Consider the following 15,371-nt stretch of genomic DNA (forward strand, 5'->3'; position numbering starts at 1 on the left):
AAAAAGGTGCAGAAATTGATGGACTTCCTGCACCTGTTAGATCGTTTTATTCTTCTTTTTCAGAAGCAATCTCTTCTGTTTTTTCAGTTTTTTTGGCAGATTTGATTTGAATCTTACCATTGCTTGTCATGACTGCTTTGAGGGCTTTCTCGCTTGGATTTTCAAGGTAGTAGTCAGTGATGGCGTCCTCGATATGGTCTTGAATGGTACGACGGAGTGGGCGTGCTCCCATTTTTGGATCGTATCCCAAATCAACTAACTTTTCCTTGACCTTGTCTGTCACATCGAGATGGATGTTGTTGCTAGAGAGGCGTTTGTTGACATCCGCTAGCATGAGTTCGACGATTTGGAGAAGGTTGTCCTTGCTGAGAGGTTTAAATTCGATGATGCCGTCAAAACGGTTCATAAACTCAGGACTAAAGAAGTTGCCGAGTTCACCGAGAACAGAGTTCGTTCGACCTTCACGAGCAGCTCCAAAACCAACGCTGGCTTCGGCCTTACCAGTACCCGCATTTGAGGTCATGATAATGATGGCATCCTTAAAGCTAACTGTTCGTCCTTGCCCATCAGTCAAACGACCATCGTCCAAGACTTGGAGGAACATGTGCATCACATCTGGGTGGGCTTTTTCAACTTCATCGAGAAGGATGAGAGAGTAGGGATTGCGACGAACTTTTTCCGTTAACTGACCAGCTTCATCGTAGCCGACATAGCCTGGAGGGGCTCCGACTAACTTAGCCACGCTGTGTTTTTCCATGTATTCACTCATATCAAAGCGAATCATGCTCTCAGCAGAACCAAAAAGTTCAATGGCTAGTTGTTTGGAAAGTTCTGTCTTACCGACACCAGTTGGTCCGACAAAGAGGAAACTTCCGATTGGGCGGTTGGGAGTACCAAGTCCAACACGATTACGACGGATGGCTTTGGCAATCTTATCGACAGCTTCATCTTGACCAATGACATGAGCTTTGAGGTCGTCTGCTAGATGGATAAGCTGAGATTGTTCCTTTTCTTTGAGCTCACCAACAGGGATATTGGTTTTCTGCTCAATGATATGTTCAATGGTTTTCTCGCTGATGATTGGAGTATCCTGATCGGTCACCTTGTTCTTTTGCATTTCCTTGTACTTGGCAATCTGGTCACGGAAGTAGGCAGCTTTTTCAAAGTCTTCCTCTCGTGTAGCCTGAGCCTTGAGATTCTCAGCTTCAATTAAACGTTGATCAATCACTTTAGGATCAACAAAGTTCAGCGTCAAATTCATCTTTGAACCGGCTTCGTCTAAAAGGTCAATAGCCTTGTCAGGTAAGAAACGGTCTTGGATGTAGCGGTTGGAAAGATTTGCAGCAGCTTCAATAGCAGCGTCTGTGTACTTGACGTGATGGTAGTCTTCGTATTTCTTTTGAATCCCTTTGAGGATGGTAATGGTTTCTTCGACAGTTGGTTCATCTACCTTGACAGGCTGCATACGGCGCTCTAGAGCAGCATCTTTTTCAATGATACGGTATTCATTGAGAGTAGTAGCGCCAACCAATTGCAATTCACCACGGGCAAGGGCAGGTTTGAGGATATTGCCTGCATCCATATTTCCATCGCCAGCAGATCCTGCACCAACAATTTCATGGATTTCATCGATAAAGAGGATGATGTCCTCGCGTTTGCGGATTTCTTCCATGAGCTTTTGCATACGTTCTTCAAATTGGCCTCGGATACCTGTTCCTTGAACTAGACTGACCACATCCAAACGGATAACTTGCTTGCCTTGGAGTTTATGGGGAACATCGCCATCGACAATCTTCTGAGCTAAACCTTCGACAACGGCTGTTTTACCAACACCTGGTTCTCCGATAAGGACAGGGTTGTTCTTGGTTCGACGGTTGAGGATTTCGATAACGCGAATAATCTCTTCGTCTCGACCGATAACAGGGTCAATATCCCCACGACGGGCAATCTCAGTAATGTTGATACCATATTCCTCTAGGAGCCCTCTTTCTTGGCTAGAGGGTGTTTGAAGTGGACCACGATTTTGAGGTCCGTAGCCCCCATTTCCACCGTGACCATCACCTGATTGAGTCGGAGGGATGTTATTAGAAGAAGGTCTGAAATTGTTCAAATCATTGAAAAAGTCTCCGAAAGGATCAAAGTCACGATTGTTTAGGTCAGTCATTCCTTTAAAGAGGGTATTGTTTGGGTCCGTTTTGATAATTTTATAGCAATTTTGACAGAGATCAATTTGCTTTTGCTGTCCATTGATATTGGTATAAAGATGAATTGTTGAGTCGTTTATTTTACAGTTTTGACAGAGCATACATCTACCTCATTTCATTCTTATCCTTGACCTGATAAATGGTCAAAAATAGTCAAAGTTTTATACTCTCATTATAGCATGATTAAGGTGTAAAGCAAGTAAAAAGATTGAGAAGTGGTCGTTTTTAAAAGAGGGATTCATGGAGAATCAAGCGACATTAAAGGTAAGAAAAAATCCCATTTGTGGTGACAAAAAGGATTCTCATTCATCGGGCCTTACTACCCGTTGTTTTTATATTAGTAAAGGAGTTCGTAGATCTCCATTGCAATCAAGTCAATGCTATCAAAGGTATAGGTTTCACGAGCCTCTACGTCGCGAAGGGTGAAGAGTGATCCATTTTCTTCGTCATAGCTGTATGCAACTTCAGCAACAACAACTCCTTCACGTTCAAAATTACGTTTTAGATTTCCGCCATCTTTTGTCATAGCTTCTAGGCGGTTGATGATTCTAACCAAATGTGATTCCATTATGATTCTCCTCCATTTCTTATCGTTACTATTTTACCATAAACAAGAGGTAGTTGACTAGAAAAAAACTATGATTTCTCTCTATTTCTCTATTCTATCAAGTTAATTGTTAAAATTAGAGAAAAGGATTGCATTTTAATTCAATTCATGTTATAATCATACAACCTAATGCATAGAAAGTTGATTGAATATGAATTTTTCCTTTTTACCAAAGTATTTACCTTATTTTAATTATGGTGCTCTTATCACGGTAGTGATTTCAATTCTGGTGGTCTTTTTCGGTACCATTCTAGGTGTCTTATTGGCCTTTGCCCAACGTTCACGTTTTAAACCTCTTGTCTGGTTTGCAAATGTTTATGTATGGATTTTCCGAGGAACACCGATGATGGTGCAAATTATGATTGCTTTTGCCCTCATGCATATCGATGCGCCCACTATTCAAGTAGGGATTTTAGGTGTGGACCTTTCTCGTTTAATTCCAGGTATTCTGATTATTTCGATGAATAGTGGTGCCTATGTGTCTGAAACCGTTCGTGCAGGAATTAATGCAGTTCCTAAAGGGCAGTTGGAGGCAGCTTATTCCTTGGGTATTCGTCCTAAAAATGCTATGCGTTATGTTATTTTGCCACAGGCAATCAAGAATATTTTACCAGCATTGGGAAATGAATTTATCACCATTATCAAGGATAGTTCGCTTTTGTCAACAATCGGAGTCATGGAACTTTGGAATGGAGCTACAACGGTAGCAACAACGACCTATCTACCTCTAACGCCTCTCTTATTTGCAGCCTTTTATTACTTGATTATGACTTCTGTTTTGACAGTGGCTTTGAAGGCATTTGAAAATTACATTGGACAAGGAGACAAAAAATAATGACAGAAACCTTGATAAAAATCGAAGGCTTGCATAAGTCTTTTGGGAAGAATGAAGTCTTGAAAGGGATTGACCTTGAGATCAAAAGAGGAGAAGTTGTGGTCATTATCGGTCCGTCAGGGAGCGGGAAATCAACTCTCCTTCGTTCGATGAATCTCCTTGAAGAAGCAAGTAAAGGCAAGGTTATCTTTGAAGGAGTTGATATCACAGATAAGAAAAATGACCTTTTTGCTATGCGTGAAAAGATGGGCATGGTATTCCAACAATTCAACCTCTTTCCCAATATGACGGTGATGGAAAATATCACCTTGTCACCAATAAAAACCAAAGGAGAAAGCAAGGAAGTAGCGGAGAAAAGAGCCCAAGAACTGCTAGAAAAAGTTGGTCTACCAGATAAGGCAAAGGCCTATCCACAGAGTTTGTCAGGTGGGCAGCAACAACGGATTGCCATTGCACGTGGTTTGGCTATGGAACCAGATGTTTTGCTCTTTGATGAACCGACTTCAGCCCTAGACCCTGAGATGGTTGGGGAAGTTCTAGTTGTTATGCAAGACCTTGCTAAGTCGGGGATGACCATGGTGATTGTGACTCATGAAATGGGCTTTGCGCGTGAGGTAGCAGACCGTGTTATCTTTATGGCGGATGGAGTTGTTGTCGAAGATGGAAGGCCAGAGGAAATTTTTGACCAGACCCAAGAACAACGGACCAAGGAATTTTTGAGTAAGGTTTTGTAAGACCTCATTTTTAGAAGAAATGGAGTAGGCATCATGGCTTCCAGTAAAGAATATTTAGATTTTATTCTTGAACAGCTATCGGAACTAGGGGAGATAAGTTATCGTCCAATGATGGGAGAGTATATCCTTTATTATCGTGGGAAGATTATTGGGGAAATCTATGATAATCGTTTGTTACTGAAGCCTGTGAAGGTGGTTTTGGATCAACTGGGACAGACTAGGCTTGAACCTCCTTATGAAGGAGCTAAGGAGATGATTTTAATAGAAGATCTTGAAGACAAGTTATTTCTAGCGAGACTAATCAAGGATATGTACGAAGTTTTACCTGCTCCCAAGGTCAAAAAGAAAGCATGATAGACTTGCCTAAGATAAATAGGCACTAAAAGCTCGATAAGAGCTTTTTCTTATAGTTTCAAACTATAAGGTCTATTAGTCAAGAAGTGTTAGAATGCCAAGTCATTTTTTGATATAATAGAAGATATTTGATAGAAAAGAGAAGAAATATGGCACAGATTATTGATGGGAAGGCTCTTGCAGCTAAGTTACAAGGACAGTTGGCTGAAAAGACGGCTAAACTAAAAGAAGAAACAGGTCTAGTTCCAGGATTGGTGGTGATTTTGGTGGGGGACAATCCAGCCAGCCAAGTCTACGTTCGCAACAAGGAACGGTCAGCTCTCGCTGCTGGCTTCCGTAGTGAAGTTGTGCGAGTTCCAGAGACCATTACCCAAGCGGAATTGTTGGACTTGATTGCTAAATACAATCAAGATTCAGCTTGGCATGGGATATTGGTCCAGTTACCTTTACCCAAACATATCGATGAAGAGGCAGTTTTATTAGCCATTGACCCCGAAAAAGATGTGGATGGTTTCCATCCGCTAAACATGGGGCGCCTCTGGTCTGGTCATCCAGTTATGATTCCTTCGACACCTGCAGGAATCATGGAAATGTTTCATGAGTATGGAATTGAGTTGGAAGGTAAAAATGCGGTTGTTATCGGTCGCTCAAATATTGTTGGGAAGCCCATGGCTCAGCTACTTTTGGCTAAGAATGCAACAGTGACCTTGACCCACTCACGCACCCATCATCTTGCTAAGGTGGCTGCTAAGGCAGATATTCTTGTCGTTGCTATCGGTCGTGCTAAGTTTGTGACTCCAGACTTTGTGAAACCAGGTGCGGTTGTCATTGATGTAGGGATGAACCGTGATGAAAATGGCAAGCTTTGTGGAGATGTTGACTATGATGCTGTTGCACCACTTGCTAGTCACATCACACCTGTACCGGGTGGAGTTGGACCTATGACCATTACTATGCTGATGGAGCAAACCTATCAGGCAGCGCTTCGAACACTAAACAAGGACTAGGAAGATGAAATTCGTATTTGACCTTGATGGAACACTGTCTTTTGACTATATGACCATAGATGAGGAGATTAAGCAGGTTCTTTTAAAGGCTGAAGATTATGGTCACGAGCTTGTGTTTGCCTCAGCACGCTCTTATCGGGACTGCTTGGGTTTATTAGGTCCTGAACTCAGTCAGCGCTTGGTTATAGGTTTGAATGGAGGCGTAGCCTACCATCTGGGACAGGCTATCTATGAAAGGAATCTCGATGCTAGAGTTTATCAGGCGCTAGTGGATTATTGCCAGACCTATAATCTCCCTTTCTTTGCAGATGATTGCTTTGACTATAGTGGTCAGATTGTGGAGAAGATTCCATTTATCTCTAGTGTGGATCCCCTAAAGGTCGCTCGTCATCAGAAACTCGAGGACTTGGGTACTCCGATTAAGGTAGTCGTTTATATGGGTGACCATGAGGATTTGCTTGATGACCTGCTTCGTCAGTTAGAAAGACTGGGGCAGGCTCATCTGTCCTATCATGCACATGAAAAGTGCCTTTATGTTAATCCCTTGGATACTCATAAGGCTACAACAGTTGAAACGTTATGTGGGGAAAATTTCATCGCCTTTGGAAATGACCAAAACGATATTGAACTGTTTAAAACGTCTCTCTATTCAGTCCAGATAGGCGATTTCACAGGCCTTACTCCATATGCAGATGAAACGTTAGAGCTAAAAGGAGCTCCTTCTCCAGCTGTTGCTGCTAAAATCATACAGACCTTTGCAGAATTTAAGGGGAAATAGTGTAGAAGGAGGTCTGAACCTCCTTTTGTAGTATAATGGAGTGAGGTGATTAGATGATTTTAAAAATTTATAATGGAGAATATAGTTTACAATGGGATGGAATATACTACTTAGCACTAATTGATTATCCAAATATTCAAGAGTGGGAATTAGAAAAAATTGCTAAATTTATAGCTTACGAAAAACTTCATAAACGTCAAACAAGTATCGAGTGTGTCGATTCTTGTTTGAAAAAAGAGATTTTAGATTACATCTGTCAGCATCCCTTTCTTCCACCATTTACCCCTACAGATAAAAGAGTAGCTTCGATTTATGATCTACATAAGAGGCTAGTGACTTCAGACTACTGTAGCCATACTACGACTATAGATGCAGCGATTTCTATTTTTAAAACAGGTCAGCTCTTATCTGCTGTGAAAGCCTTTAGGCGAGATGCTGAGGAGTTGGTTTTGGATAGTCGAAATGCTGCATCTGATCCGAAAGATTATTTTGACTATGTCATGTTAGGATGGTCAAATACAAGTTCTGGTTATCGATTGGCGATGGAGCGCTTATTAGGTCGAGCTCCTTCAGAGGAAGAATTACAAGACAAGTTTATTCCTGGAGTAAGTTTTCATTTTATCTATACAGATTTGATTAAAGTTCCTGGTTATATTTTTGATGGTTACCATGTTGTAAAAATTAAGAACATGCTGAATTTATTAAGTGAGTTGTATATTTGCATTATTCCAACCCAAATACAAGATAGGGTGTATTATCTTGACTATGCTGGAGAAGACTTAGAAGAGTGGACTAAGAAAGTCTATCAAGTTGTTTTAAAACAATCAGATAAAGGATAGTTGAGGAAAAAACGATGAAAGTGATTGATCAAGCTTTATTAGAAAAAGTCATTGTTGAACGTTGTTGTCACAGTCATAAGGGAGATTACGGTCGCCTGCTCTTGCTGGGAGGGACCTATCCTTATGGGGGAGCTATCATCATGTCAGCCATTGCAGCTGTCAAAAGTGGTGCAGGTTTAGTGACCGTTGGTACAGATAAGGAGAATATCCCAGCTCTGCATAGCCATTTACCTGAAGCCATGGCTTTTTCTCTAAAGGATAAAGGATTACTAAAGGAACAGATAGAGAAGGCAGAAGCTGTCTTGCTAGGTCCGGGTTTGCGAGAGGAAGCATTCGGAGAAGAACTCGTAAAACAGGTCTTTGACAGCCTCAGAGAAGACCAGATTTTGATTGTAGATGGCGGTGCTTTGGGCATCTTAGCAAACGGCCAGTTACCATTTCCTTCCAGTCAGCTCATCCTAACTCCCCACCAAAAGGAATGGGAAAGATTGTCTGGTATAGCTCTTGGACATCAAAATACAGAGACGACTGCTAGAGCTCTTTCAGCTTTTCCTAAAGGAACGATTCTAGTCGAGAAAGGTCCGGCAACTCGTATCTGGCAAGCCGGTCAGCCTGAATATTATCAATTAGAAGTCGGAGGCCCCTATCAAGCAACTGGTGGGATGGGAGATACACTTGCTGGGATGATTGCAGGTTTTGCAGGTCAGTTTCACCAAGTCAGTCTCTATGAGAGAGTGGTGGTAGCGACTCATCTTCATTCAGCTATTGCGCGAGAACTAGCTCAAGAAAACTATCTTGTCTTGCCAACAGAAATTAGCAAGGTACTTCCGAAAACAATGAAAAAAATATCTCAAAAAGGCAGCTAATACCCTGGTTGTCTTTTTATGTTGATGTAGCTTTGTTGATAAGGTTTTCAAATACCTCAAAACCAGCGACCAACTGCTGAACTTGCGTGAAATTCTCACTTTTAAGGTCTTGATTTTTACTCAAACTCAAAAGGAAAGTGAGATTGTTATCAAAGTTGAGGGGTGTCAAATCATGCTTTTTTTGATATAATTTTTAATGATGAATGCGAGAAATGATCGGTATGTGGTCGTTGATTTAGAGGCGACCAGCACCGGAAGCAAGGCAAAAATTATTCAAGTAGGCATTGTGGTGATTGAGGATGGTGACATCATCGATCAGTATGCGACCGATGTCAATCCCCACGAACCCTTGGATTCTCATATCAAAGAATTAACAGGTCTGACCGATCAGCGTTTGGCTACGGCACCAGAATTTTCTCAGGTGGCCGGGAAAATTTTTGAATTGGTTAAGGACGGTATTTTTGTTGCGCACAATGTACAGTTTGATGCTAACCTTCTTGCAGAATTTCTCTTTTTTGAAGGATATGAATTGCGCACACCGCGAGTGGATACAGTTGAGCTTGCCCAAGTTCTGTATCCTCAGTTTGAAAAGTATAACTTAGGTATCCTTTGTCAAGAGTTGGGCATTGAGCTGGAACATGCCCATACTGCCCTGTCAGATGCTCAGGCAACAGCTGAACTCTTGCTTTACATGCGTCAAAAACTTTTTGAGCTACCTAAAGGGCTTTTAGAGAGCTTGTTAGACCTTGCAGACAACCTTCTCTATGAAAGTTATCTGGTGATTGAGGAGGTCTATCAGCAACAATCTCTCTTATCTTCGCCAGACTTAATGGAACTTCATGGGCTTTTCCTCAGAAAGGAAAGCAAAGGCTTAGTCCCACGAAAGTTATCCAAAGACTTTGCTAAAAATATTTCTTTATTGGGGCTGGAGGAGCGTCCACAACAGATGGAATTTGCGGAGAAGATTGAGCACTTATTGGAAGAACACCAGACTTCCTTTATTCAAGCACAAACGGGACTGGGCAAGACTTATGGTTATCTCCTCCCAGCTTTGAACTTGGAGAGTCAAGCAGGTATCCTAGTGAGTGTTCCGACCAAAATTCTTCAAAATCAAATCATGCAAGAAGAAGGTCAACGCTTAAAAGAGGTCTTCCATCTGGAAATTCATAGTCTCAAGGGGCCTCAAAATTACTTGAAATTGGATGCCTTTCATCAAACTCTCTATCGATCGGAGTCCAATCGCCTCTTCACACGCTTTAAAATGCAACTGCTCATCTGGCTAACAGAGACAGAGACAGGCGACTTGGACGAAATCGGGCAACTTTATCGCTACCAGCATTTTCTGCCAGAACTAGTCCACGATGGCAAGCTTTCAAAGAAAAGTTTATTTGCCACAGAGGATTTTTGGAAACGAGGGCAGGAAAAGGCCAAGACCAGTCGTGTTCTTCTGACCAATCATGCCTATCTGGTCACTCGTTTGGAAGACAATCCAGAGTTTGTCGACAACCGTTTGGTGATTTTGGATGAAGCTCAAAAAATGCTGCTAGCTCTCGAAAATCTAGCCCAGCAGGCTTATCGCCTTGAGGAACTTGTAATCCAAATTGAAAAGTCCTTAGAGACAGAGGAAGATTTGGTTCAGAAACGCTTGCTTGAGAGTATCGGCTTTGAATGTCGTTACTTGATGGAGCACTATCAGTCAGGCCTTAAGAATGGAAAGTGGTTGGATTCTCTCGAAGAGTTGCGCCAGCATTTCTCGGAGTTAGCTCTCCCAGAGTATCGAGAGATTGCAAACTTTTTCACGTCGGACCGTGAATTTTTGCTTGCTACAGCAGAGAAATCGAGCAAGGATGTTTTGATTTGTTCAAGCAAAAAAGGCCGTTTTATATTAGCAGATTTATTGCCAGAAGATTGTAGGCTCCTAGGAGTATCGGCCACTCTTGAAATCAGCAATCGGGTTTCCCTAGCAGATTTATTGGGATTTCCTGATGCTCCACTTGTTAGGCTTGATGTATCAAAGCAGGAGCAACAAGAAGTCTTTCTAGTCGATGACTTTCCTCTTGTAACAGAAGTTCCGCCTTTTGACTATGCTAGTGAAGTGGCTTCTGTCATTCGAAGCTTACAGGCCTTTCAAGAACCCATATTGGTTTTGTTTACTTCAAAAGAGATGTTGCTGGCAGTTTCGGACCTGCTCGACCAACCGCATCTGGCTCAGTATAAAAATGGGGAACCAAGTCAACTGAAAAAACGTTTTGAAAAAGGTGAACGCCAGATCTTGCTCGGAACAGGTAGTTTCTGGGAAGGGGTTGATTTTTCAACCCATCCTTGTGTGATTCAAGTGATTCCGAGATTGCCTTTCCAAAATCCCCAAGAGCCTTTAACTAAAAAATTAAACCAAGAACTGCGTCAAGAAGGGAAAAATCCTTTTTATGATTATCAGTTGCCGATGGCTATCATTCGGCTAAAACAAGCCCTTGGTCGTACTGTTAGACGATCTGACCAAGGTTCGATTGCTGTAATCTTAGACAGTCGTGTCGTCAGCAAGCGTTACGGCAAACAAATCGCTCAGGCCTTGTCAAAAGAAAGAACTGTTCAGGTTCTTTCTAGAGACCAGCTAGAGCCTGCAGTAGCTGATTTTCTCCAATCTCGTCGCAATAGAATGAAAGAAAAATCCCAGAAAGAGAAAAGGTAAAAAAATATGAAACGTTCCTTCGACTCTCGAGTCGATTATAGCCTCCTCCTACCAGTGTTTTGTTTACTGGTGATTGGAGTAGTGGCCATTTATATAGCAGTTAGCCATGACTATCCCAATAATGTACTTCCGATTCTAGGTCAGCAAATCGCTTGGATTGCTCTAGGGCTTGTCATTGGGCTTGTCGTCATGTTCTTCAATACCGAGTTTTTATGGAAGGTGACTCCCTATCTTTATGGCTTAGGCTTGGCCTTGATGGTTCTACCTCTTGTTTTTTACAATCCGAGTTTGGTAGCTTCTACAGGTGCCAAGAACTGGGTATCAATCGGGGGAACCACGCTCTTTCAACCATCTGAGTTCATGAAGATTTCCTACATCTTGATATTGGCTCGAGTCATTGTACAATTCACTCAAAAACACAAGGAATGGCGACGGACTATTCCCTTGGATTTCCTATTGATTGGTTGGATGATTGCCTTTACCATCCCAGTGCTGGTCCTTTTAGCCCTACAAAGTGACTTAGGGACTGCCTTGGTTTTTGTAGCTATTTTTGCAGGCATGGTTCTCCTTTCAGGGGTTTCATGGAAGATTATCATTCCTGTTTTTGTGACAGGAGTGACTGCAGTTGCAGGCTTCATGGCCATCTTTATAAGCAAGGATGGGCGTGCCTTCTTGCATCAGATTGGGATGCCAACTTACCAGATCAACCGTATTTTGGCCTGGCTCAATCCCTTTGATTTTGCGCAAACAACGACTTACCAGCAGGCGCAGGGACAAATTGCTATTGGAAGTGGTGGCTTGTTTGGGCAAGGTTTCAATGTGTCCAATCTCCTTATTCCAGTACGCGAGAGCGATATGATTTTCACAGTGATTGCTGAAGATTTTGGCTTCATTGGTTCAGTCTTTGTCATTGCTTTGTACTTGCTTCTTATCTATCGTATGTTGAAAATTACGCTCAGATCAAACAACCAGTTCTACACCTATATTTCGACTGGCTTTATCATGATGTTACTCTTCCATATTTTTGAAAATATTGGCGCAGTGACAGGCTTACTTCCTTTGACAGGGATTCCTCTGCCTTTCATCTCCCAAGGGGGATCCGCAATTATTAGTAACCTCATCGGAGTCGGTCTCCTCTTGTCTATGAGTTACCAGACCAATCTAGCAGAAGAGAAAAGTGGAAAAGTTCCATTCAAACGAAAGAAAGTCGTCCTAAAACAAATCAAATAAGGAGGCCACTATGGCAAAAGTTGCAGTTATCTTAGCAAATGGCTTTGAAGAAATCGAAGCCTTGACAGTAGTCGATGTTTTGCGTCGAGCAAACATTTCCTGTGATATGGTAGGATTTGAAGAGCAGGTGACAGGATCCCATGGCATTCAGGTAAAAGCCGATCGTGTCTTTGATGGTGATTTGTCCGACTATGATTTGGTAGTTCTTCCAGGCGGCATGCCTGGATCGGCAAATCTACGAGATAATCAAGCCCTCATTTCACAGATTAAAGCGTTTTGCCAAGCAGGAAAGAAAATTGCTGCCATCTGTGCAGCTCCAATCGCCCTCCATCAAGCAGGTGTCCTGAAAGACAAGCACTTCACCTGTTATGACGGTGTTCAGGAGAACATCAGTGACGGAATTTACCAAAAGGAAACAGTGGTTGTAGATGGCAATCTAACAACCAGCCGAGGACCGTCAACTGCCCTTGCCTTTGCCTATGAGTTGGTAGAGCAATTGGGAGGAGATGCCGAAAGTTTACGAGTCGGTATGCTCTATCGAGATGTCTTTGAAAATCAACAGTAAAACGAGGGTTAAACTCTCGTTTTTGCTTGGAAAAATCTAGGAAATCATCGCTTTTTTCATAAAAAAATGCTATAATGAAGAGTATGAAATATCACGACTACATATGGGATTTAGGCGGTACCCTATTGGATAATTATGAGACTTCTACAGCAGCTTTTGTAGAAACCTTAGCCCAATACGGAATTGAGCAAGAGCATGACCGTGTTTACGAAGCCTTGAAGGTTTCGACAGCTTTTGCCATCGAGAAGTTTGCCCCAAACATCGAGGATTTTTTAGAAAACTACAAAGAAAATGAAGCGCGTGAGCTAGAGCACCCAGTCTTGTTTGAGGGAGTTCCAGAATTACTCAAAGACATTTCTGACAAGGGCGGTCGTCATTTCTTAGTTTCTCATCGAAATGACCAAGTGCTAGAACTTCTTGCTAAGACCCAGATAGCGAACTACTTCACAGAAGCAGTGACTGCCAGTTCTGGTTTTAAACGAAAACCAGATCCTGAGTCCATGATTTATTTACGTGATAAATATCATATTACATCCGGTTTGGTCATTGGTGACAGAAATATTGATGTAGAAGCAGGTAAAGCTGCGGGCTTAGATGCCTATCTTTTTAATAACGTTGCGACATTGAGACAAGCAATAGACATGTAAGAAAAGGGAAAAAATGACAGAAGAAATCAAAAATCAACAGGCACAGGATTATGATGCCAGTCAAATTCAAGTTTTGGAGGGGCTAGAAGCCGTTCGTATGCGTCCAGGTATGTATATTGGATCGACTTCAAAAGAAGGTCTTCACCACCTAGTATGGGAAATCGTTGATAACTCAATTGACGAAGCCTTAGCTGGATTTGCAAGTCATATCCAAGTCTTTATTGAGCCAGATAATTCCATCACTGTTGTGGATGATGGTCGTGGAATTCCTGTTGACATTCAGGAAAAGACAGGACGTCCTGCTGTTGAGACAGTTTTTACGGTTCTTCACGCTGGAGGAAAATTCGGCGGTGGCGGATACAAGGTCTCAGGTGGTCTCCATGGAGTAGGTTCTTCCGTAGTAAATGCCCTCTCAACGCAACTAGATGTTCATGTTCACAAAAACGGTAAGATTCATTACCAAGAATACCGTCGTGGTCATGTTGTCGCTGATCTTGAAGTGGTTGGAGATACGGATAAAACTGGAACAACAGTTCACTTCACACCAGATCCAGAGATTTTTACAGAAACAACAACTTTTGATTTTGACAAATTAAACAAACGTATTCAAGAGCTAGCCTTTTTGAACCGAGGCCTTCGAATCTCAATAACAGATAAGCGCGAAGGTCTAGAACAAAGCAAACATTACCACTATGAGGGTGGGATTGCTAGCTACGTTGAATATATCAACGAGAACAAGGATGTTATCTTTGATACGCCAATCTACACAGACGGTGAGATGGATGATATTACAGTTGAAGTAGCCATGCAGTACACAACTGGTTATCACGAAAACGTCATGAGTTTCGCCAATAACATTCACACCCATGAAGGTGGTACGCATGAGCAAGGTTTCCGTACAGCGCTGACACGTGTTATCAATGATTATGCCCGCAAAAATAAGCTACTAAAAGACAATGAAGATAACCTGACAGGGGAAGATGTCCGTGAAGGTTTGACTGCTGTTATCTCTGTTAAGCATCCAAACCCGCAGTTTGAAGGACAAACCAAGACCAAACTGGGGAACAGTGAAGTGATTAAGATTACCAATCGCCTCTTCAGCGATGCCTTTTCTGATTTTCTCATGGAAAATCCACAGATTGCTAAGCGCATCGTGGAAAAAGGGATTTTGGCTGCCAAGGCTCGTGTAGCTGCCAAGCGTGCGCGTGAAGTCACTCGTAAGAAATCTGGCTTGGAAATTTCCAATCTGCCAGGAAAACTAGCGGATTGTTCTTCGAACAACCCTGCGGAAACCGAACTCTTTATCGTTGAGGGAGACTCAGCTGGTGGGTCAGCTAAATCTGGTCGTAACCGTGAATTCCAAGCTATCTTGCCAATTCGTGGTAAGATCTTAAACGTTGAAAAAGCTAGCATGGATAAAATCCTTGCCAACGAAGAAATTCGGAGTCTCTTCACAGCCATGGGAACAGGATTTGGTGCAGAATTTGATGTCACTAAGGCTCGTTACCAAAAACTCGTTTTGATGACCGATGCCGATGTTGATGGAGCCCACATTCGAACCCTCTTGTTAACCTTGATTTACCGCTACATGAAACCAATCTTAGAAGCTGGTTATGTTTATATTGCCCAGCCACCGATTTATGGGGTTAAAGTCGGAAGTGAGATTAAAGAATACATCCAGCCAGGTGCAGATCAAGAAATTAAACTCCAAGAAGCTTTAGCACGTCATAGTGAAGGGCGTTCAAAACCAACCATCCAACGTTATAAAGGTCTGGGAGAAATGGATGACCACCAATTGTGGGAAACAACCATGGATCCAGAACATCGCTTGATGGCGCGTGTTTCGGTAGATGATGCTGCCGAAGCAGATAAAATCTTTGATATGTTGATGGGTGACCGAGTTGAACCTCGCCGTGAATTTATCGAAGAAAATGCCGTTTACAGTACCCTTGACGTCTAAAAAATGTGGGAAATAGTTCCCATGACCTAAAAAATATGATATAATCAATACGATTG

Annotated in this window: 14 protein-coding genes; 12 read left to right on the forward strand and 2 right to left on the reverse strand. The window is 42.2% G+C overall.

From position 1 onward, the window contains the following. Positions 1-46 precede the first annotated feature (46 nt). Together HT680_RS05005 and HT680_RS05010 are read right to left on the reverse strand one after the other, a co-directional pair. Positions 47-2,305 carry an ATP-dependent Clp protease ATP-binding subunit gene (locus HT680_RS05005; protein WP_173258727.1) on the reverse strand — a complete coding sequence of 753 codons (2,259 nt, stop codon included), beginning with the start codon at positions 2,303-2,305 and terminating at the stop codon, positions 47-49. A gap of 236 nt (positions 2,306-2,541) precedes the next feature. Further along, positions 2,542-2,772 (reverse strand): DUF1797 family protein, encoded by a 231-nt coding sequence (locus HT680_RS05010; protein WP_000443579.1) that lies wholly within the window; start codon positions 2,770-2,772, stop codon positions 2,542-2,544. A gap of 190 nt (positions 2,773-2,962) precedes the next feature. Here HT680_RS05010 and HT680_RS05015 point away from each other — a divergent pair, with 190 nt between their 5' ends. The 12 genes from HT680_RS05015 to gyrB all read left to right on the forward strand — a co-directional run bounded on the left by HT680_RS05015 (position 2,963) and on the right by gyrB (position 15,315). Then, a complete protein-coding gene (locus tag HT680_RS05015) occupies positions 2,963-3,646 on the forward strand; it encodes an amino acid ABC transporter permease (protein WP_001011625.1) in 684 nt (227 codons plus the stop codon). Beyond that, positions 3,646-4,380, forward strand: a complete 735-nt coding sequence (locus HT680_RS05020; RefSeq protein ID WP_173258729.1) for an amino acid ABC transporter ATP-binding protein — start codon at positions 3,646-3,648, stop codon at positions 4,378-4,380. The genes HT680_RS05015 and HT680_RS05020 overlap by 1 nt, the downstream gene beginning before the upstream one ends. Positions 4,381-4,413: 33 nt before the next feature. Further along, complete coding sequence (locus HT680_RS05025) at positions 4,414-4,734, forward strand: TfoX/Sxy family protein (RefSeq protein ID WP_173258731.1); 321 nt, start codon at positions 4,414-4,416, stop codon at positions 4,732-4,734. Between the two features lie 149 nt (positions 4,735-4,883). Then, on the forward strand, positions 4,884-5,741 hold the full coding sequence (locus HT680_RS05030) for a bifunctional methylenetetrahydrofolate dehydrogenase/methenyltetrahydrofolate cyclohydrolase (RefSeq protein WP_173258733.1): 858 nt from the start codon (positions 4,884-4,886) through the stop codon (positions 5,739-5,741). 4 nt (positions 5,742-5,745) lie between these two features. Next, positions 5,746-6,519 carry an HAD hydrolase family protein gene (locus tag HT680_RS05035; RefSeq protein ID WP_173258735.1) on the forward strand — a complete coding sequence of 258 codons (774 nt, stop codon included), beginning with the start codon at positions 5,746-5,748 and terminating at the stop codon, positions 6,517-6,519. A gap of 53 nt (positions 6,520-6,572) precedes the next feature. Then, on the forward strand, positions 6,573-7,358 hold the full coding sequence (locus tag HT680_RS05040) for a phosphate ABC transporter ATPase (protein WP_173258737.1): 786 nt from the start codon (positions 6,573-6,575) through the stop codon (positions 7,356-7,358). 14 nt (positions 7,359-7,372) lie between these two features. After that, a complete protein-coding gene (locus HT680_RS05045) occupies positions 7,373-8,224 on the forward strand; it encodes an NAD(P)H-hydrate dehydratase (protein ID WP_173258739.1) in 852 nt (283 codons plus the stop codon). 196 nt (positions 8,225-8,420) lie between these two features. Next, on the forward strand, positions 8,421-10,913 hold the full coding sequence (locus HT680_RS05050; RefSeq protein ID WP_173258741.1) for a bifunctional DnaQ family exonuclease/ATP-dependent helicase: 2,493 nt from the start codon (positions 8,421-8,423) through the stop codon (positions 10,911-10,913). A gap of 6 nt (positions 10,914-10,919) precedes the next feature. After that, positions 10,920-12,143 (forward strand): FtsW/RodA/SpoVE family cell cycle protein, encoded by a 1,224-nt coding sequence (locus tag HT680_RS05055; RefSeq protein ID WP_173258743.1) that lies wholly within the window; start codon positions 10,920-10,922, stop codon positions 12,141-12,143. A gap of 10 nt (positions 12,144-12,153) precedes the next feature. Continuing rightward, on the forward strand, positions 12,154-12,708 hold the full coding sequence (locus HT680_RS05060) for a DJ-1 family glyoxalase III (protein ID WP_173258745.1): 555 nt from the start codon (positions 12,154-12,156) through the stop codon (positions 12,706-12,708). Positions 12,709-12,791: 83 nt separating this feature from the next. Then, complete coding sequence (locus HT680_RS05065) at positions 12,792-13,355, forward strand: HAD-IA family hydrolase (protein ID WP_173258747.1); 564 nt, start codon at positions 12,792-12,794, stop codon at positions 13,353-13,355. Positions 13,356-13,368: 13 nt separating this feature from the next. Beyond that, positions 13,369-15,315, forward strand: a complete 1,947-nt coding sequence (gyrB, locus tag HT680_RS05070) for a DNA topoisomerase (ATP-hydrolyzing) subunit B (RefSeq protein ID WP_173258749.1) — start codon at positions 13,369-13,371, stop codon at positions 15,313-15,315. Positions 15,316-15,371: the final 56 nt, after the last annotated feature.

The organism is Streptococcus sp. 5905 (genome assembly GCF_013276505.1).
Lineage (GTDB): Bacteria > Bacillota > Bacilli > Lactobacillales > Streptococcaceae > Streptococcus.